General features: G+C 36.8%; 22 protein-coding genes and 1 other RNA gene. 3 read left to right on the top strand and 20 right to left on the bottom strand.

Annotation, left to right across the window (positions count from 1 at the left end; all coding sequences use genetic code 11):
* Positions 1 to 126 precede the first annotated feature (126 nt).
* Positions 127 to 1626 (bottom strand): carboxypeptidase M32, encoded by a 1500-nt coding sequence (locus ACNSTQ_RS19465; protein WP_418201446.1) that lies wholly within the window; start codon positions 1624 to 1626, stop codon positions 127 to 129.
* A 145-nt stretch (positions 1627 to 1771) separates the two neighbouring features.
* Here ACNSTQ_RS19465 and ACNSTQ_RS19470 point away from each other — a divergent pair, with 145 nt between their 5' ends.
* A complete protein-coding gene (locus ACNSTQ_RS19470; protein ID WP_418201447.1) occupies positions 1772 to 2077 on the top strand; it encodes an iron-sulfur cluster biosynthesis family protein in 306 nt (101 codons plus the stop codon).
* A 165-nt stretch (positions 2078 to 2242) separates the two neighbouring features.
* On the opposite strand, the gene ACNSTQ_RS19475 is transcribed toward ACNSTQ_RS19470, so the two are convergent.
* Positions 2243 to 2491 (bottom strand): DUF2564 family protein, encoded by a 249-nt coding sequence (locus tag ACNSTQ_RS19475; RefSeq protein WP_418201448.1) that lies wholly within the window; start codon positions 2489 to 2491, stop codon positions 2243 to 2245.
* 288 nt (positions 2492 to 2779) lie between these two features.
* Between ACNSTQ_RS19475 and ACNSTQ_RS19480 the strand changes: the two genes are divergently transcribed.
* Positions 2780 to 3310 (top strand): CBO0543 family protein, encoded by a 531-nt coding sequence (locus ACNSTQ_RS19480; protein ID WP_418201449.1) that lies wholly within the window; start codon positions 2780 to 2782, stop codon positions 3308 to 3310.
* A 47-nt stretch (positions 3311 to 3357) separates the two neighbouring features.
* On the opposite strand, the gene ACNSTQ_RS19485 is transcribed toward ACNSTQ_RS19480, so the two are convergent.
* From ACNSTQ_RS19485 to ACNSTQ_RS19510, 6 genes are all read right to left on the bottom strand, one after another.
* Entirely contained in the window at positions 3358 to 4515 is a 1158-nt protein-coding gene (locus tag ACNSTQ_RS19485; RefSeq protein ID WP_418201450.1) for a THUMP domain-containing class I SAM-dependent RNA methyltransferase, read from the bottom strand.
* 146 nt (positions 4516 to 4661) lie between these two features.
* An RNA gene (gene rnpB, locus ACNSTQ_RS19490) (RNase P RNA component class B) lies at positions 4662 to 5052 on the bottom strand.
* An 82-nt stretch (positions 5053 to 5134) separates the two neighbouring features.
* Complete coding sequence (locus ACNSTQ_RS19495) at positions 5135 to 5524, bottom strand: reverse transcriptase-like protein (protein WP_418201451.1); 390 nt, start codon at positions 5522 to 5524, stop codon at positions 5135 to 5137.
* Positions 5525 to 5587: 63 nt separating this feature from the next.
* A complete protein-coding gene (gpsB, locus tag ACNSTQ_RS19500) occupies positions 5588 to 5896 on the bottom strand; it encodes a cell division regulator GpsB (protein ID WP_418201452.1) in 309 nt (102 codons plus the stop codon).
* 98 nt (positions 5897 to 5994) lie between these two features.
* A complete protein-coding gene (locus tag ACNSTQ_RS19505; RefSeq protein ID WP_418201479.1) occupies positions 5995 to 6543 on the bottom strand; it encodes a DUF1273 domain-containing protein in 549 nt (182 codons plus the stop codon).
* A gap of 112 nt (positions 6544 to 6655) precedes the next feature.
* Entirely contained in the window at positions 6656 to 7006 is a 351-nt protein-coding gene (locus ACNSTQ_RS19510) for a CotD family spore coat protein (RefSeq protein ID WP_418201453.1), read from the bottom strand.
* Between the two features lie 313 nt (positions 7007 to 7319).
* Between ACNSTQ_RS19510 and ACNSTQ_RS19515 the strand changes: the two genes are divergently transcribed.
* Complete coding sequence (locus ACNSTQ_RS19515; RefSeq protein ID WP_418201454.1) at positions 7320 to 7643, top strand: 2Fe-2S iron-sulfur cluster-binding protein; 324 nt, start codon at positions 7320 to 7322, stop codon at positions 7641 to 7643.
* A gap of 75 nt (positions 7644 to 7718) precedes the next feature.
* Here ACNSTQ_RS19515 and ACNSTQ_RS19520 read toward each other — a convergent pair whose 3' ends face one another.
* The 12 genes from ACNSTQ_RS19520 to ACNSTQ_RS19575 form a co-directional block, all read right to left on the bottom strand.
* Positions 7719 to 9002 carry a ribonuclease H-like domain-containing protein gene (locus ACNSTQ_RS19520; protein WP_418201455.1) on the bottom strand — a complete coding sequence of 428 codons (1284 nt, stop codon included), beginning with the start codon at positions 9000 to 9002 and terminating at the stop codon, positions 7719 to 7721.
* On the bottom strand, positions 8992 to 11283 hold the full coding sequence (locus ACNSTQ_RS19525) for a DEAD/DEAH box helicase (RefSeq protein WP_418201456.1): 2292 nt from the start codon (positions 11281 to 11283) through the stop codon (positions 8992 to 8994). The genes ACNSTQ_RS19520 and ACNSTQ_RS19525 overlap by 11 nt, the downstream gene beginning before the upstream one ends.
* Positions 11284 to 11356: 73 nt before the next feature.
* On the bottom strand, positions 11357 to 11614 hold the full coding sequence (locus tag ACNSTQ_RS19530) for a hypothetical protein (RefSeq protein ID WP_418201457.1): 258 nt from the start codon (positions 11612 to 11614) through the stop codon (positions 11357 to 11359).
* Complete coding sequence (locus tag ACNSTQ_RS19535; RefSeq protein WP_418201458.1) at positions 11605 to 12009, bottom strand: hypothetical protein; 405 nt, start codon at positions 12007 to 12009, stop codon at positions 11605 to 11607. The genes ACNSTQ_RS19530 and ACNSTQ_RS19535 overlap by 10 nt, the downstream gene beginning before the upstream one ends.
* A 72-nt stretch (positions 12010 to 12081) precedes the next feature.
* Entirely contained in the window at positions 12082 to 12357 is a 276-nt protein-coding gene (locus ACNSTQ_RS19540) for a hypothetical protein (protein ID WP_418201459.1), read from the bottom strand.
* A 238-nt stretch (positions 12358 to 12595) separates the two neighbouring features.
* Positions 12596 to 12841, bottom strand: coding sequence for a DUF5392 family protein (locus ACNSTQ_RS19545; protein ID WP_418201460.1), 246 nt, complete (start codon positions 12839 to 12841; stop codon positions 12596 to 12598).
* Positions 12842 to 13198: 357 nt separating this feature from the next.
* Positions 13199 to 13879 carry a zinc metallopeptidase gene (locus tag ACNSTQ_RS19550; protein ID WP_418201461.1) on the bottom strand — a complete coding sequence of 227 codons (681 nt, stop codon included), beginning with the start codon at positions 13877 to 13879 and terminating at the stop codon, positions 13199 to 13201.
* A gap of 198 nt (positions 13880 to 14077) precedes the next feature.
* Positions 14078 to 15277, bottom strand: coding sequence for a DUF418 domain-containing protein (locus ACNSTQ_RS19555; RefSeq protein ID WP_418201462.1), 1200 nt, complete (start codon positions 15275 to 15277; stop codon positions 14078 to 14080).
* A gap of 148 nt (positions 15278 to 15425) precedes the next feature.
* On the bottom strand, positions 15426 to 15857 hold the full coding sequence (locus ACNSTQ_RS19560; protein WP_418201463.1) for a MarR family winged helix-turn-helix transcriptional regulator: 432 nt from the start codon (positions 15855 to 15857) through the stop codon (positions 15426 to 15428).
* Positions 15858 to 15914: 57 nt separating this feature from the next.
* The gene (locus ACNSTQ_RS19565; RefSeq protein ID WP_418201464.1) at positions 15915 to 16391 is read right to left on the bottom strand and encodes a glutathione peroxidase; all 477 of its coding nucleotides are present in this window, start codon (positions 16389 to 16391) and stop codon (positions 15915 to 15917) included.
* A gap of 167 nt (positions 16392 to 16558) precedes the next feature.
* A complete protein-coding gene (locus ACNSTQ_RS19570; RefSeq protein ID WP_418201465.1) occupies positions 16559 to 19279 on the bottom strand; it encodes a cytochrome P450 in 2721 nt (906 codons plus the stop codon).
* A gap of 205 nt (positions 19280 to 19484) precedes the next feature.
* Positions 19485 to 20048, bottom strand: coding sequence for a GNAT family N-acetyltransferase (locus tag ACNSTQ_RS19575; RefSeq protein ID WP_418201466.1), 564 nt, complete (start codon positions 20046 to 20048; stop codon positions 19485 to 19487).
* Positions 20049 to 20155: the final 107 nt, after the last annotated feature.

Consider the following 20155-nt stretch of genomic DNA (forward strand, 5'->3'; position numbering starts at 1 on the left):
AATGGCAGTTTTCATATACTTTATTGCTATCGTTGCTCCAAGATGCGAGCTAGCGAGCTATTTAACAGAGAAAAATTACAAATACTCCTCCCCTGTATATGAGGAAAGGAGTTTTCTGTTAAGTCATTAGAATTGGTAAATTTCACCGTACTTTTTACGAAGGTAGTTCACAAGATAGCTTGAATTAATTCCTTCTCCAGTAATATCTTTTAAGATTTCTACAGGCTTTTTCATTTTTCCATATTGATGTACATTATTTGTTAACCATTCTTTGATTGGTTGAATGTTATTTTCAGCTAATAACTCTCCATAATTAGGAAGGTCCTTATCCATTGCTGCTTTCATTTGTGCTGAGTAAATATAACCTAAAGCATAAGAAGGGAAGTATCCAAAAGCTCCACCTGACCAGTGCACATCTTGAAGCACGCCTTCTGCATCATTCGTTGGACGGACACCTAAGTACTCTTCCATTTTGTCGTTCCAAATTTGTGGAAGATCTTTTACTTCAATTTCATCACTGAATAAACCTTTTTCAATTTCATAACGTACAATAACATGAAGAGCATAAGTCATTTCATCTGCCTCAATACGAATAAGCGATGGGCCTGCCACATTAATTGCTCGGTAAAAATCTTCTAATGAAACATTATCAAACTGACCATTTGAATGTTTTTGTAATAACGGGTAATTTACTTTCCAGAATGAAGGATGACGTCCAATCATATTCTCAAAGAACAATGACTGCGACTCATGGATCCCCATGGACGTACCATCACAAAGCGGTGTGCCAATTAAATCTCTAGAAATGTTTTGTTCATACACCGCATGACCACATTCATGAATCGTACCAAAAATAGCAGTGCGGAAATCCTTTTCGTCATACTTTGTTGTTACACGAACATCATTAGGATTTAAACTAATTGCAAACGGATGTACAGTTTCATCCAGGCGCCCCGATTCAAAGTCATACCCTAAGTTATTTAAAATTTCCAAGCTTAATTGACGTTGTTTTTCTTTTGGGAAATGTTCAAATAAAAAGTCTGTTTTCGGTTGCTGACTTGAATCTTTTACAGCTTGAACTAGAGGAACTAATTCTTTACGTAAGTTTCCAAATACCTCATCTAGAATGTCTACTGTAATCCCAGGCTCATAATCATCTAATAATGTGTTGTATTTATGCCCTTCGTAGCCCCAATAGTCTAAAAAGCGCTTTTTCGTTTCCACAATTTTTTCTAAATAGGGTTGGAACATTGCAAAGTCTGACTTTGCTTTTGCTTGTTCCCATACGGCTTCAGACTTTGACTCAAGGATAACATACTCTTTAAATTCTTTTTCAGGGATCTTTTTGTTACGGTCATAATTTTTCTTGCATTCCTCAACCGTTTTTCTTGTAATTTCTGAAACAACTTCACTTTCACTTAAGGCCTCTATGTATTCTTTCATTTGATCTGAAGTAGACATGTTGAAAATTTCAGTAGACAGTGTACCAATTACTTCAGAGCGTTGCTCGACACCTTTTCTTGGAGCTCCTGTGCGCAGGTCCCAAAACATTAACGAACGAGCCTCGCTAAAGTTTTCCATTTTTTTAACGTACTCTAAAAAATCTTTTTCGATTTCTTTTGACATCTCTTATGCATCCTCTCTTATTTAACAATATTTCGAAAAATGAAATACACTTTTTATTATAAATTTTCTTATAGCAAATGTTAACTATTTTCACTCGACAAAGAAATTTGTTATGATGTTCTGTATGAAAGAGGAGGTAACAACAATGAATGTAACTATTACGCCTGAAGCTGCTCGCTTTTACAAACAAGAAGTTCTTTCAAATAAAGACCAACCACTAAGACTTTTTGTTCGTGTTGGAGGAGTCGGCTCGGGCGGTTTTTCAGTAGGTGTGAGCAAAGAAGACCCGACAAGCCATTGTTATCAAACAACTGTAGAAGGCATTACCTTCTTTATTACTGAAGATGATGCTTGGTACTTTAAAGGCATGACGATAGATTACAATGAAGATTTAAATATGATGATATTTACTAACCCACAATTTGAAGATATCAACCACCCTAGACAATAGAAAGCGGCTGACTCGTAATATCACTTCTGTTAATATACAAAGGTCTTTATTATGTATATTACAGCGACGATGTTTAGAGTCAGCCTTTTCCCATTTATTGGTTTGTTCCAAAATATGATGTCTTGTTTTCTATATCATAAATAAGGAGCATCAAAAAAATGCTCCTTATTTCTTTGCTTCTTCCAATTGGTGATCAATTTTCTCGATTAACTCAGATGAGATTTCAAAAAAACGCTCATCAATACCCGTTTGATGCGACGCTGCAGTATAATATTGTTTCTTTGCTTGTTGCACCGCCTCAGTTGCCGCTTGTAACTGATCTTCATCCATACTCATGGTAGCTTGTCCTACCATACGTTCTGCGGCTTTAATTGCCATTTCTACTTGTTTTAAATCGTTATAAGGCTCTGACATATACTATATTCCACCTTTCGTTCATATAGTGATATTGTATGTCTAATCCATTTAAAATATTCACTACCAAGTTTACATAAAAAAAATATTGCAAACTACTATAGGCATACATAAAATAAATAACTGTTTCTGTATACTTCCATATCTCTAGCTTCGACGCTAGACATGAAGAACTCTCTTTATGAAATCTTGTTCAATTGAATAGTTAAAACGATTCATTGGATAAAATTGTGTAGTACGGGAAAATTAAACCTTATTAACTGGAAGAAGATAAGGTGGAACAGTTTCATGCATTTTGCATTAACGTTATTAGTGATCATAGCCGTTTGGGTTAAGGGTGATTATAAAAACTGGCAAAAGTACCATACAACGATGCTTTACTATGCACTCGGAAACCTAACCTACAACTTTCTTTGTGCTAATTATTTACTGTGGAAGCTAGATCCCGACATTATGCCTAACCACTCAATGACTGAGATGTTGTATACGTTTGTTGTTTTCCCTGGAACGATATTAATGTTTTTACGACATTACCCTAAGACATTTGGAAAACAAATTATGCACAATGTTATTTGGATTGTCATTTATGTAGGGATTGAATATTTTTTCCTCAAAACGGGACGAATATATTATCAATTTGGATGGAACTTAGGATGGTCGGCTTTTCTCGTAGCAATTATGTTTCCGATGTTTCGATTACACCATAAACGACCACTGCTTACTTATATCATTTCAGTAATTATAACCATTTTCTTTGTTTGGGTTTTTGATGTCCCTGTCGATGTACCGATTGAAGAGAGACCTGGGTATGATATGTGAATAGAAAAAAAGACGCCAAAGTAGTGGATTACTTTGGCGTCTTTTTTCTATTCGTTTGACGGGGCAACTGGTTTAGGTGGTCGCGGTCCCCAATATTGATATAGATCAGTTTTGATTTTCCCATTATATAATTTCCGCTTTTTTGTCGCCTTTTTCCCATATAACTCTTCAAATTGTTCATTTGAAGTTAACACATAAATGGACCATGTTGGAATATGTTCTTGAAAGATTTTACCCATCTCTTTATATAATTGAGCAACTTGATCTTTTTCACCTAAACGTTCCCCATATGGCGGATTAGCAATTACACAGCCATATTCTCGCTTCGCTCGAAGGTCCGTTACTTGCATTTGCTTGAAGCGAATAATATCGTTAAATCCAGCTTCAGCCGCATTGTGCTCAGATAATTCAATCATTCTGTGATCTATATCTGTTCCTAGAATATCTAACTCTTGATCATATTTGGCTAAATCCTCAACTTCCATTCTTGCTTGATCCCATTTATCTTGACCAATCCAGCCCCATTGCTCTGAAGCAAATTCTCGCATAAATCCAGGTGCTATATTTTGCCCGATCATTGCGGCTTCAATTGGCAGAGTTCCTGATCCGCAAAATGGATCGATTAAAGGCTTGTCCGCTTTCCAATTTGTAAGCATAATAAGTGCCGACGCTAACGTTTCCTTTAATGGGGCTTGGTTGGATCGGTATCGGTACCCACGCTTATGTAACCCATCTCCACTTGCATCTATCGTTAACGTCGCTATATCTTTATGTATCGCAACTTCAATTCGATAGAGTGGGCCATCTTCCTTAAACCAATCGGTACGGTACTTTTTCTTTAAGCTTTCTACGACTGCTTTTTTGACGATCGCTTGACAGTCAGATACACTAAATAACTGTGATTTGACCGATTTCCCTATTACTGGAAATTCCGCGTTTGCTGGAATGAAATCAGCCCACGGAAGAGCTTTTGTTTTATCAAATAACTCTTCAAAGCTTAGTGCTTTAAATTCACCGACTCTAACTTTAATACGGTCAGCCGTTCTTAACCATAAATTCGAACGACAAATCGCCATCGGATCGGCTGTGTATATAATTCGTCCATTTTCAACGGTTACATCTTCGTATCCTAAATCTCTTACTTCTTTTGCTACTAGCGCTTCAAGTCCCATTGTCGCTGTAGCGATTAACGTCACTTTATCCATTTTCAATCACCTACATTATAGTCTTTCCCTATTATAGTCATGTTCAATCGAAATCACAAATAAGGATGTTTGACCAGCATTTCCCATTAAAAAAGAGCAAATAAAAAAGCCCTAATACTGTGGGCTTAACAGTCATCATTTTAGCGTTCGATAAGCCATGTTTTGTCCCGTTGTACTGCAAGCGGTGATGAGCCTCGTACTCTGGGGGTAATCATCTATCTACAGGTGACTAGTCACCTGTCCCTCTATCCGTTGAATTCCTTCAAGAGGGTGCCCCTACCATAGTTTGGGTTTCTCGCTCGAGGGGTTTACCCGTTCCACTCCACTTGTTTCCAAGCGGACTACGTCACTGTGGCACTTTCAGAAGCATCACACCATATCCTAAAGGACGTAGGTGCTTACCTCGCCGTTAGCCCAGTCAAAACCAGACTACCCTAGCTTATGAATTCGCTAGGCACGAACACTACGACCATCTCAGATCGTGCGAGCATGGACTTTCCTCTATATCATCAAGTGATATAGCAATTACCTGAACGCTAAATGCTGTTTTGTCTTATCGACAACTATTATTATATTACGATATAGCTGCAGGGTCAACTGGTACTACATTGTAGAGCAGTTAATTTCTTCTAACAGCTTGTCTAGATAGTTCATCCGCATTTTTATTTTGATTACTTGGGATCCACTTCATAAAAAACAAATCGAGTTCATCAATATACGACAACGCTTGTTCTAATAAATTTTGATATTTCTCTTTTTTGACATAGCGCTTTTCAACCGCCTGATCAATGAGTTGCGAATCGGTCCGAAACGAAACGGCTGTTAATTTTTTTTCTTTACATATTTCTAACGCCTTAATGAGTGCCATATATTCCGCTTCATGGTTTGTCAGTTCGCCAAGTGGAATCGCAAAACGATCTTCATTTCCATCCTTATAGTTAATGTATACACCTGCTCCAGATGGTCCTGGGTTGCCAGCACTTGCCCCATCAATATATACTTCGATCAATAGAGCCTCTCCTTTAATTTCTCGTAGTGTGCTTTACCTATATTTTTTGCTGACATCACTTTATTATTCGTATAGCTTTCTACCAAATACTTCTTTTTCTAAGTTTGATAGACGTTGTAAAATATCATAGTTTGTACTTCCAACAGGTGATGTTGCTGTTGGTGCTTTTGGTTTTTGCTCTTGCGCGCGTTTGACTTCGCGACGAAGCTGTTGATTTTCTTGTTCTAAACGTTCAACCGTTTCGTGAAACTTTTCATAATCTTGGATAATTGCATCTAAAAATTTATCAACATCATCTTGATTATATCCTTTAATACTTGTTTTGAATTCTTTTTCTAAAATATCTTTTGCTGTAAAACGTATTTGACTCATATTAACTCCACCCCAGTTCTTAACTGTAGACTACTACTTTTACTATTTTTTCAGAATTAAGAACAATTGTCAATTTGTTCTTTTCGACTTTATTCACCTTAAAACTCTTCCATATCCTCTTGTACTGTCGAATTTATATCATCTGGTGTGATATAGATAATAGGATAACCATCTTTTTCGTAACGCTTCAAAGCAGGTTCTAAATAAAATTTTGGCGAACCTTCTTTCCATTCATCGTATAAAAGAACAAGTCCATCGCTTTTCTCAATCAGATATTGATTTTTCACCCTCAACTGTGCAGGATTTTCGTACTCACGTTTTGAAATGCTGTCCACAAAATCAGCTTGTCCTAAAACATGACGGTAATGCTCTTGGTTCGTTTCACTCCAATTTTTTTCTTGTTGCAAAAATGGCGTCATTACGGCAAGCCGCAGCTGAGAAAATTCTTGTTTTAGTTCATAGACAACTTCAGCTGTCCAAAGTTCTACACCTAATTGTCCGCTGATAAGAACCCATTCCAGCCCCTCATCCAACAGCGCGCGAAGCTTTTTTTCAATTGTCTTTTTTATGTAATGAATACCTTTATGCTTTTGATCAAAAATTCCTAACTCATGTCCTTTGTAGCCGGAAACCACACAAACTTTTATCATATATTCTCCTAACGCTTTCTGAATGATTTATTATTTGCATTCATACATAAACTATCCTAATACAAGTTTCTGAAATTGAAAAGGAGAGCTAAACAGCTCTCCTTAATGATTACCAACCAAAACCTGGACGTGGTCGAGGGCCAAAGCCTGCTCCTCCTACACCTGGACCAAAACCTGGTGCTCCTGTTGGACCTACTCCCGGACCAAAACCTGCTGGACCTACTCCTGGTCCTGCGAATGGTGCTGCTCCTGGTGACACAAAGTGCTGATGCGTAATTTGTTGTGATTGTGATGCTGTTTGAGGGAAACTGTGAATATGCTTGTAGTGATGTTGTGTCATGTGATGGTGGTGACTTGGATGAATTTCAGGAACGATATACTCACAACATTGTTTAGAGTGAGTCGTTTTCGTCGGGTGAATAACCGCTGGCATTACTTTTGTACATGGTCTATTCCACATTTTAAAATTCCTCCTTTATTGTTATTCAATATTAACCTATGTAAAAGACCTTCTAGATGTACTAGTTGTTTGCCCTAATTTCCTATATAAATTATGAGTTCGCCTAAAGTTTATCTTTTAACCTTGTCCCCATATGTTTCTAAATTCAAGAAAAACTTCTTTTTTGATAATAGCCGAAATATTTCGTCAAAATAAAACATTTCTATTCGCCCTTTTGACGAAACACCTCTAATTATGCGCTTGCTCGGGAAATACGATTGATTTGCTTCAAGGAAATAAGGGGGCTATAATAATAAAAAAAGGAGGGATAATTATGGCAAAAGTAACAGTTCCTGGCCACGATCCATTTGAAGTTACTGAAGGCACTAAATTAGTGCTAGCTTTAGAAGATCACGGTGTTGATATACTTCACCGTTGTGGCGGTAAAGCAAAATGCACGACCTGTAGAGTGGAAGTACTTGATGGTGAATTTGGTGAACTAACAGATATTGAGAAAGCCGCTTTTTCCGCTAAAGGAATTGACTCAAATTACCGCTTATCTTGCCAAGTATTTGTAAAAAGCGATGCTACTGTTAAGCCAATGATGACCGTAAGTGAATCAGGACTCGATGCTGGACCAAGACCGAGTGACAGTTAATTAAGGAAAAGCGTCTGACTGCAATAAGTACTTGTCGCCTCCTCTTGCTTAAAGACCTTGGTTACAGTACCTACTTTATAAGTCAGTCGCTTTTTTTATTTTCTGCTCTAATCTCTCAATTCGTTTAATTAATTCTGCAATTTGCTTTGTCTTCGATTTTTTCAATAATTTAGTTGTTTCCTTTAACCAGTTAAGTCCATTTACTGCAACGTCTAGTGCTTTTTCGTAGTCTTTTTCATGGTGTTCGTATAGTTTAGAAAGTTCAACTGCTATCTCAGCAGATGGGAAACGTTGGTTTGTAAAGGTATCTTCTAAAAGGGTAATTGCATCACTTTCTCGACTTGACTGTTTATACAATTTCGTCAATAATAAAACCCCGTCTTCGGATACATTACTACTGTCCTCTTTCAAAAGTTGTTCAAGACAAACGAGGGCCCGCCGCTTCTCACCGACAAACTCAAACCATTTCCCAATCTGTAATTTCTCATTCGTCGAAAGTTCTTTACCATCATAATCTAATAAACAGTTTGAAATATGAACATATAATGATATTAAAGATAAGACATCCCATTCATTGTGCGTCAAGACACCCTCAATATATTCTGGATCTGGCTCATGTAAAAAATCAAAATACAACATCGGTGCCATATAACCTGGTGTATCTTCTCCACGTTCAAATTTTAAAATTTCATTTTCAACGATGGCTAGTTTACAAGAAGGTAACGTTTCTTTCCATAACCTTCTAGCACCATGCAATAAATCAAAATGGCCAAACGTTGGTAATTTCGGGACTTCATTTCTAACAAACGTATGCCTCGTCTTTACTTGCGGCCAGTCAAAAGCTTTCCCATTATAGGTGACAAGATTGCTTAAATTTTTGACATCATGTAAAAAATGATAATACATGGCCACTTCATGTTCTGGTCCAGGGAGAAAATATTGTTTTACTTTTACCCCATCTCTTGTTAATTGACTATAGCCAAGTAAAAAAATCGTACTTCCTGCACCACTAGATAACCCAGTCGTTTCCGTATCAAAAAACAATAGGTCTTCTGGTGATCGACCTGAAGCAGACAGTGGATGGTTCAGACTCGTCTCATGCCAACGTTCCACAATGTCAATTGCTTCGGCAAAGGAATATTTACCGTGCATCGTTTTTAACTCATACTGTTGTTCACGAAGAATCGTATAATTGTCATCGAGATGGATTGCTTTCGCATTAAGCTTCTTCCATTTTTCATAGAACGGAATTTCGATGCGAGACTGTTCTATTATGGGCGTGGGTTTTATCAATGATTCTTGAGGTGTTTCAATCGATAAATGCTTCTTCATCCGCGAAAGCTTTCCTTTAATGGACATGGACATCATCCCCCGTCAATTTAGCAATGAGTTTACGAACTAAGCTTTTTCCTTTTTCTCCTGTTTCACCAGCTGGTCCTACACAAGAAGGACATCCACTTTCACACGGACAGCTGCTGACCATTTTCTGAACTTCCCTTAATACTTGTGGAAAATTTTTGTAAATCTGTTCACTTAACCCTACCCCGCCTGGATAACGGTCATAAAAGAAGATCGTCGGGTCTTCAGAATGAATTGCTTTAATTTGAGGAATGACATGCAAATCATTTCGATCACACATGACGAAAACTGGTGCAACATGCTGGAATAAGTGAGCAAGCCCAGTTAGTGCTTGTTCAAGTGGTTCTTTACCTAACTCATCCAATACATCTTTTGAAAAACTCATCCACATCGCATTCGTATGAAGTTCCATTTCAGGCAAATGGATCGGCCCTGAACCAATATTTTCGAACGTTGAAAGTTTAATCTTTTTAAAGATTGTCGCTTTGGCATTCACCATAACGTCTCCGTATGATAATTTCGCTTCTTCCATTGGTTTATGCTTATCTTCTTCCAGTACTTTTAATTCTACAGCTAAATTTGCATCTGTAAAATACTCAACATCGACCTCACGGATCCACGCTTTTTTCTCATCCCAGTCAAGTAATTCCACTTGATACTGTATTCCTTGATGAAGGTAAATCGCCTCATCATGTAGTAGTGTCATCGCACTAAATGTGTCCATTTCTCCAATTACTTTTACATTTCCAACATTTGATTGATCAATAATGACGACATTTTCTTGAGAGGCTGAGCGCAGACTAATACCGTGAGCTGGGAAACCATCGTTCATCCAATACCATTTCGATCCTTTATGGTGAAGGACTTGTTCTTCTGTTAAGAACTCTAGAACTTCTTCTATATCTTCACCATCAAAAGTTTCACCTTGTTTAAATGGAAGTTCGTAAGCAGCACATTTTAAGTGATCTACCAAAATAATTAAATTGTTGGGATTAATACGTGCCGATTCAGGATTTCGTTCAAAGAAATAATCAGGGTGTTGGATCATAAACTGATCCATCGGTGTAGAACTAGCAACCATAACAATAAGAGATTCTTCTTGTCTTCGTCCTGCTCTTCCCGCTTGCTGCCAAGCACTGGCAACAGATCCTGGGTAACCTGTCATGATACAAACTTGAAGCTGACCAATATCAACTCCTAATTCCAACGCATTTGTACTAACAACACCAATAATATCTCCTTTTCTTAACCCTCGTTCGATTTCTCGACGTTGTTTCGGCAGATAACCTCCACGATAGCCTCTAATTGAAGCAGGGCCAAGTTCTTTTTTTACAAGTTCCTGCAAATGACTTAAGATGACTTCAACGCGCACACGACTTCTAGCAAAAATGATTGTTTGAATTTTTTCTTTTAAAAACGTCTTTGCTAGCTTATTTACATCCACTGTTGCACTTCTACGAATATTTAATGGTTCGTTAACCATGGGTGGATTATAAAAAAGAAAATGCTTCCGACCTCTAGGCGCTCCATTTTTATCAATTAACTCCATTCGTTTGCCCGTTAGCTGTTCAGCCAGCTCTTTCGGGTTCGCAATCGTTGCCGACGTGCAAATAAACGTAGGATCACTGCCATAAAAACGAGCAATCCGTTTTAAACGACGAATTACATTAGCAACATGACTGCCAAATACACCACGGTACGTATGTAACTCATCAATAATGATATATTTCAAGTTTTCAAAGAAGGCAACCCATTTCGTATGGTGAGGCAGTATGGCTGAATGGAGCATATCTGGGTTAGTAATAACGATGTGCCCTGCTTTTCGCACCGCTTGACGGATGTTAGGAGCGGTATCGCCGTCATACGTATAACATTTAACATCAACACCGATTTCGTCAATTAGTTCGTTCACTTCACTTTTTTGATCTTGAGCCAATGCTTTAGTAGGAAAGAGATAAAGTGCTCTGCTTTCTTCATCCTCAATAATTTGCTGTAAAACCGGTAAGTGGTAGCAAAGACTTTTCCCCGATGCTGTTGGTGTAACAGCCACAAAACTTCTCTTATTAACACCTGATGTGAACGCTTGTCCTTGATGACTATATAAAGACGTGATCCCACGATTTCTTAATGCGTTTTTTATCCGATCATCTAACTTACTAGGAAAGGAAACGTACGATCCTTCTTCTGGTTCGATCTCATGCCAGTGTGTAATATTTTTTGATAATTCCTCATCCGTTCTTAAAAGTTCTAATACATCTGATAACGACTTTTTCCCGAACATACTTTTCACCTCTACCCTATATTGTAGCGAATGTGTGTTTGTTTATAAAGAAAAAATAGCAGGGAAATATTTTCTATAATTCCCTGCTACGGCGACCCGATTTTAAAATGATGCCGATGGAATTCGAACTGCCTGAAATGTAACTATCCAATTCAGACACATCAATTTCTGAAACAATCTTTACTACTTTCTTTTGTTTCCCTTTTAAAGTCACCTCATGAACGCCTTTTTGATTCATCACCATTAAATTGAATGATAAACCTCTTTCGTGATGGTCATCAAGTTCTATTGTGAATTGAACTTCCTTTTTACTATGATTAATCAGAGGCAACCACATTCACCACGCAACGTATCGTCATTTATCATTTCATATATACAGTGACTTGCGTGTCGCTCGTATGAAACAGCATAAATATCTGAAGCAAACGTATTTTGAATAACGTCTACAATATAGGACGGTCCTACAATTAAAATGAATAGTGCCAATAAAACAAACCGACCACGATATTTTTCAAGTGACCTTGAGAGTGCAAATAATCCGCCAATGATTAGAAATAATAAAAATATATTCCCATAATGAATCCCTGTAACTGAACGAACTGGAATTCCAAAAAAAGTACCAATCAATTCCCCAAGTGAATAGTGGTGTGGAAACGGCAAGTTCATAAATAAAATGAATAAAAGTAAACCAATCGCGATATAAAACAGTTTTTTATTACGTATCAAATTGATCCCCCTTTCTATGAGCAGACATAATCTTTCAAAATATATAATTTATTCTTATATAACACCAATATGTTAACTGGATGTAAATTTGGACGGTCGCAATCTTTTGATTAACAGAATAGCCAACGCTGCTAAACATGCAACAGCAATAAAAGAACAGATAAGAAGCATTGGACTTATGATATACCCAAAACTAACTTCATTTTGTAAATAAGTCACACTTTCATAAGAATCAACAATATCAGGGACGTACGATTTTGTTATCATCACACCGTAGGCGATTTGACTGATAAAATAAAATGCGTGAATAACCAATGAAATCATAATAGATTGCACAAGTAGTTTCATAGCTTCCTCCTCCAACAATGATATACGACTAGTCACCATAAAATGTAGCGCTTCATTTTTAGTTAATTTTACCATTTAATATGATAAGAGTTGTAACTTTCTTTTTTTACATACTACATATCCGTTGTATTTGATATGATATCTTTCTGCTCATATTCCAATACCAAATAAAAACGACTTCTCGTGTAATGAGAGTCGTCTTTGTTTATAGTTTCCTATTTAGTTTACGATAAAACTTTTATGAATTACCCATTTTCTCCATACGCTCTTCTTGATGTAGGAAATCACTAAACGTTTGAAGGCCATTCATAGGTTCTGAACTTACTTTTTCAATAAACCTATCTCTAGTGTAATCAGGTACGATTTCACTTTTCATCATTCTTTCTTTAATATAATTAATACTTGTATTGTAAATTTCCTTATGCATTTTTTCAAATTCTTTTTTTGTGTAAGAGGAGACATGGTCCATCTTAATAGGTAACATATGTCATTCACTCCTTATCAAGCATTGTAATATACATAAAACTATTTTATTAGACTCATATACTTCAAGAAATCATCTGGAAGATGGAACCTTTCATTACTAATCTTCAATTCCTGCACATCATCGCCCGAGCTTACATTGGCTTTGAATTCATTCATCTCTTTATGAATATTTTCATCTTTTTATCTAATTGTGATGCTGACTCTGCATCTTCTTTCAGTTCATTCATTAATCGTTGTGGAATAACTTGTAAGTCATCATAAACCGTGTGAGCTCCATCTTCACTAACTTAAAAGATTTAATGTCAATCGTTTTCCCGCTTATTTATCCCTGCCCCTTTTTGGTATACGAATTTATTTAGCGCCTGCCTCTAAAAATCAAAATAAATTTAATGAGTTGAAGTAAGGCCATTAATGTACTTGCTACATAAGTTAAAGCTGCAGCATTCAAGACCTTCCCCACACCTTTTTCTTCGCTATTAGTAATCATTCCAAGTTCTAGTAATTTATTTTTTGCTCTATTACTCGCATCAAATTCAACAGGAAGAGTTACAACTTGAAAGAGCACAGCTCCCGCAAAAAGGATAATTCCTAACCCAATTAAATTTGTGATTCCTAATAGAAAACCGCCAACAAATAGGATAGGTGCAAGTTGTGACCCGATATTAGCTACCGGAAATAAGCGATGTCGTAATACAAGCATAGAATAATTAGAATCATCTTGAATAGCGTGACCAACTTCGTGAGCAGCTACAGCAAGGGATGAAATGGAGCTCCCATTATAGACAGGCTCGGATAAGCGGACTACTTTCGCTCTTGGATCGTAATGATCCGAAAGTGTTCCACTTCTTGAGTACTCTACTTTCACATGGGAAAGTCCTTCCCGATCTAAAATTTGGCGTGCAACTTGTGCACCTGAAAGTCTTGACGTCGCTTGGACTCTAGACCATTGTTCAAAATTCCCTTTAACCTTTGCTTGTGCCCATAACGCAAGACCAAGCGCAAGAAATATTAAAAAATCCATTGGATGAAAAAACAAAATGTCAAATCCTCCTTTTCCCGTCAATTAATGACCACTTCTTAATTCGTATTATAAAGCGTTTATATGAACTGAATATGAATTCATCGAGTATTTCCAAAAGTTTATAAAAAACTACCGAATAATCATAGGTAATTTGAGAGACTTAAATAATAAGAGCAGGACCCAGTATAAAGGCACCTGCTCTTATTATTTATATTATTTTGAATACGTCCACTTTCTCCATAACGCTTCAAGTGGCCCTTGCTTGTATTTTTTTAACCAGTACTGACTGACTAACACTTGAAAAATAATGATAACCACTGCTATACCGATTCCGCCTGCAACCCCTACGGAACCAAACAACCCAAAACCAAATCCGTAAAAGATGAAAACGCATATAATCGATTGAGCAATGTAATTGGACAATGCCATTCTACCATATGATGCAATCGGCATAAGCCTCTTGATACGGTCCTTGTTTTGTAATGCTAATACAATAGATGATACATACCAGAGCATAAGGAGTGGACCACCGATAATATTAACGGTATACGCTAAAGTATAGGACAACCAATACGGTGTATTTAAGCCGTTATAGAGTAAGAAAACGAATACAACCGCTAATAGACCGCCACTCCAGAAAGAATGAAGACGAATTTTTTTCCAATGTGGGACTGAACCTTCAACATTATGGAACATCCCTTTTTTCCCCATGTAAAGACCTATGAGAAACAGTCCTAGTACGTTGGGCAGCGTAAAGATTAAGTTTAGTATCATAAGTGAAACTTCATTTATAAGACGAAATTCAAGTATTTCAGCATAGGTTCCATTAGATAAGATTATCATGGCTTGCTCGAATAGCTGTTGTCGCGTAACTTGTAACTCAGATTCAAATTGCATCAGGGCACCATATCCGAGAAGAGATAGAAACATGATCACCATCGAAACAAAAACTAAGCTAATAGCCCAAATTAAAATCACTTTAGGGCTTCTATTAATAAAGAACATTAAAAACAAACCTGCTATTGCATAAGTATGTAGGATATCACCTGACCATAAAAATGTGACGTGTAAAATTCCAATCAAGAGAAGAAATAACGCTCTCCTTGTAAAATAACGATTACCGTTTAATTCCTTTTGTTTCAAACGGGCATAAAAAAGAAAAAAACCGAGTCCGAATAACAGCGAGAACATTGGATAAAACTTTCCATGTATAAATAAGTGTAATAAATAATCTGCTATTTGATTTAATGTTCCTTCTACTAATAACTTTCCCTCTAAGACAAAATTCGCTTCTTGAAATACAGGTGCCTTAAATGCAACCATATTTGCTATTAAAATCGCCATTAAAGCAATTCCACGGATGATATCTATTGTAATAATTCGTTCAGTATTACTTATGGGGTTCGCCTTCATTTTCCGCTCCTTTAATTAGTATTATTTGTTTTGTAAAATGAATGATATGGACAAAACCATCATTACATAATTCTCCTGAAATGTTAATCCTTGTTTTTAATAAAAAATAAAAAGCGATACTATCAAAGCATCGCATACTATTGTTTAATTATAATTTAGTTAGTTTGGCTTGTAATGTAGATAGTTTCTGCATAAGACATTCGTATTCTTCTTGCTTTATATTACACGTTTGAATCGCATCACTCACTTTTTGTGTAATATTTTCTTTCTCATCTAACCCTTTTTGCTGTAAGGAAATGAACACCTTTCGTTCGTCCTCTGTTGAGCGTTGCTTTTGAACCCAACCGTTGGCTTCCATCCTTGCAATCATAGGTGTTAGCGTCCCGGTTCCAAGATTAATTTTTTCCCCTAATGCTTTCATCGTTACATGGTCCTTTTCCCAAAGAGCCAGTAATACTAAATATTGTGGGTATGTTAGCCCAAAAGGCTGCAATATTGATGTATATAATTTATTAAATTTCCCTGCTGTTTCATAGATAGCAAAACATAATTGCTTATCTAGCTTTAAGAAGTCATTCACACTAATCACCCATCAGTTACTGTATTAACTTGAGCAGCACCTTGTACTGAAAAGCTTTTATAATAATTTAACTAAATCTTGTTCAATTATACTTGGGCTTATCGTTGGTCCGTAACGCTTAATCACCTGGCCCTTCCCGTCAACAAGAAACTTTGTGAAATTCCACTTAATTCTACTTGATAAAAGGCCCTTTTTTTGCTCTTTTAAATACTTAAAAAGAGGATCTGCATTGTTACCATTTACATCAACTTTTGCAAACATAGGGAAAGTTACTCCATAGTTCACTTGGCAAAAATTCATCGTTTCATCTATGTTAGCATACTCCTGATTATTAAATTGATCACAAGGAAAACCTAGAATTTCTAAACCTTTTTCATTATACTTCGAATACAACTCTTGAAGCCCTTTGAATTGTGGTGTTAAACCGCATTTACTGGCTGTATTTACAATAATTAACGGCTTACCCTCATATTCTTGTAAAGACTTTTGTTCCCCATTTTTCAAACTGACTTGGAAATCATAAACCGTTTGCATATTTCTTCCTCCTAGGGTTCTTCTATTTTTTATTTCGATCGTACACAACCAAATCGTACACGATTTTATTAAAGTAAGCAACATTTTTGCCTGCTCTTTTTTAATGATAGACTTGAAAGTAACTTAACTATTGAGTTAGAAGAATCTACGCGGTTAAATATCATTCTTTATGAATACCCATCTCTCGAACTAGTGGAAACCTGTAAGTTTGATTGTTGTTTATCGAAGACCACCATTACCTCTTCACCTGGCTTACATTGTTCCAAGTAATTAGAATTGGCATTTAAACGTGTATTACCATCTTGGCCAGTTGAGTTTTGATCCATCACTATTGAAAAACTTACTCGGTTTGGTCTTTTGAATAATGAAACTGGATAAAACCTAGGTTGTACAGGTGATAGGATTTCCAGCAATCGATCAAACTGTAACTCACAGGCTTCGTATTTTTCCAAAAGATCAAGAATGGTGATTTTATTTTTTACGATTTGTTCGTCGTATACTGAATTTTCTATACATGATTCAAGTTCTATTTTATGCGGTGGACAAGTAGTATATTTTGCCAATTCACGTATTTGCTCTTGGGTAACAACTTCCTGTAAATCTACACTATAACGAAGAAGCCTATTGAGACTAACAGTTTGATTTAATGGAAGATGCGGGGTGCCCTCTTGATCTCCCGATAAGATGACATGATCCCATTCATTCCACCCATAACGTTTCAATAAACGGTTAATATCTTCATTTCGGTTTGTACGAAAAATACCTATTAGTTCACCTTCTTGGTAATCGATATTTTCCAGCAAAGAAATTTCAATACTCCTTTTTAGTTGAACAGCACCTGCTTTATCTTCTATATGATTATCAATAATGGTTCCATGAGAAACTTCATAAGATTGAACAAGAGGAATATGGGCAAAGTTATTAACAAATTTAATAGTTATTTTTGGGTCTTCTTTTAACTGTTCAGCTATGCCCAAAGTATCTAAAGCATCAGACCACATTTGTTCAACCCATCCATCTAATTGCTTTTCATAATCTCCACTTGCATCGACTTCACCACGTAAAGAGAACCTGTTTGCTCCCTTTAATACTAGTTGTTCATCTATTAATCGCGGTACAGCCTGATACGTATTCGCCCAGTTACGGTCCCCACACCCTAGAACAGCAAACTGAACTCCTGCTAATCGCCCCTGTTCCACCTCTTTTATCCATTTGACAAATCGCACAGCATTTCTTGGCGGTTTCCCATTATAGGAAGAAGTAATAATGAGAACTAGTTCTTCTTTAGATAATTGATCGATTTGATCATTTAATGATGATATTTTACTTTCAATACCGAACTCTAGAGCCTGCTCCGCTAAGTCTTCAGCGATACTTTCTGCAGTCCCCATATTGGATCCATAAAGGATAAGAAGTGATCCTTTCTTATCTTTTACCCTGAATTCTCTGTTCAAATGGCTTTCAACTAAAGGATCACGTGTAACCATCTCACTTAAATTTATTGAATGATTTTGATATACTTGTTTTTCTCTCAACCTGACACGGATTGTGAAATCATCAGGTTTTAATGTTAGAGTTTGTTTAATTTTTAACTTATAATCCGTATGATCAATGATTTCAAAATTTTGCAGAAGCATCCCTAAAACTAAAGTTGCTTCGTGTAAAGCAAACTGCATCCCAATACAAGCACGCTGTCCATTACCAAATGGTTTATAAGCCCCATCTGGTATCTTACTCATGTCTTCAAACCGTTCTGGACGAAATTGTTCTGCATCTTCACCCCAGGCTTCTTTGTCCCTATGAAGTTGCGGCAAAAGGATCGTGACGTCCGTTTTCTTTTTGATCAAATACTTTCCACCAATCGTTACGTCTTCTTTTGCAAAAAGTGAAAACTCCGGAGCTGTAGGATATAAACGCAACGCCTCATTTAAAATCATTCGAATATATTTGAGCTCGATCACTTGTTGGTATGCAGGTGTCCCATTTACCACCACTCGGTCCACTTCTTCGCAAGCCTTATTTAGAACATCCGGATGCTTTAACAGGAGATATAAAGCAAACGATAATAGTCCACTTGTTGTTTCATGACCGGCAATAAGAAACGTAATAATTTGATAACGGATGTTTTCATCATCAAGTCGCTCACCTGTTTGAGGGTCCTTAGTATTAAGCATTCTAGCAAGTAAGTCCGTTTTACCGTCATCACCATTCTCTTTACGTTCTGCAATGATTTGGTCTACTAGAGAAAACATCTTTTCAAGATCACGTTCGAACTGGCGCTTCTTTTTTATTGCTAATTTGTTTTGGATTGGTAATCGTGTGCCACGGTACATCGCTTCTTCCAACGAACGAACCATACTTAAGATAAAAGGATGAGATGTTTCTTTATAAAAACTATTAAAACGATAGTTGAATCCACATAATCCAATCGTGTCAAGAGTAAGACGAGTCATATCATCTGGTACATCAATCGTTTCATTAGGGTTTAGCCGCGCCCATTTTTGTACGAGTTGTGATGCAATATCTACCATCATTGGATGGTAGCCTTTCATCGCTTGCTGACTAAAAGAAGGCATCAGTATATTGTGAGCCTTCTGCCAGTTCTCCTCTTTCGTTCGACTTGTAAATAAGCCATCCCCACCAATCGGACGCACAGAAATTAAACTGGCAATACTTTTGTCAAAACGATTGTCATTACATACTTCAGCTACTAATTTATGACCCGAAAGAACGACAGTAGAATAACCAAATGCTTCAAATCGATAAATGGGACCGTACTCTTCAGCCAACTTACAAAAGGATAGAGTGGGGACTTCTTTATTGATTAATGGCAAGTTCCCAAGGGGACCGTAAGTCTTCGGTTGTGGGATGTTTGATGAGTTTTCCAAAAATAGATCTCCTTTCGAGAATAGTAATCTTTTATTTTCATCTAGATATGATATGAGAGAAGAGGTCAGTTAACGACCTGTTGTTAATACTCGGTTTACCATTTAACGATATGTAGTCTCGTTTTAATTTATTATATTAGTTTATTCAAAGGCAGTGCTTAAAACTTACTCCCCACAAAAAAACCGAGCTAATTCGCTCGGTTTTTTATGCCTCTTTTAGTTGGCTTTCTTCGTGAATCTGATAATTTTGTTCTCTAATTCGGAATAAATGATATTGGTCCTTTTCAATCTGGAACAAATCATACGTTGGACCATTTGCGTTGATATATTCATAAACATCTGTTCTAATTTCATTTGCCAGTATGTTGTATGGTAGTTTTTGCGCAGCTTTAATAGACCTTATATTTTCTTTCCGAATTCTCATAAAAACAGTTTGAATGTCAAGCTCAAAAAAGAGCTCACTAAAAAAGGCGTCTTTTGCTAACTGATTATAACCTTCCCCAAAAAAGGGCTTACCGATCCAAGTACCAAGAAAACCAGTACCATCTTGAACATCAAATAAATTGATGGTTCCTATCGGATTTCCCCATTCATCAGTAATCGTACGTGAAACAAGCTCACCACGTTCTTCAGCCTCAATCGTTTGTTTCGTTAAAAATAGGTACTCCTCATATGAGCTGGCTTTGTGGCGAACAAAAGGAAAAACAGCAGGGTCAATCATTAAATCATATAACTCATGACAGTCCGACAGTTCACGTTTTCTCAGCATTTGAATCCCTCCTTAGTATAGAGGGCAGTCCTGTTGTATAAGACCCACCCTCGAAGTTGTTTAAAATTCGGGGTGGGAATCGAACCCACTAGAACCAGTATGAACTG

Source organism: Alkalihalobacterium sp. APHAB7, assembly GCF_048323755.1.
In the GTDB taxonomy this organism is placed as follows: domain Bacteria; phylum Bacillota; class Bacilli; order Bacillales; family Bacillaceae_F; genus Alkalihalobacterium.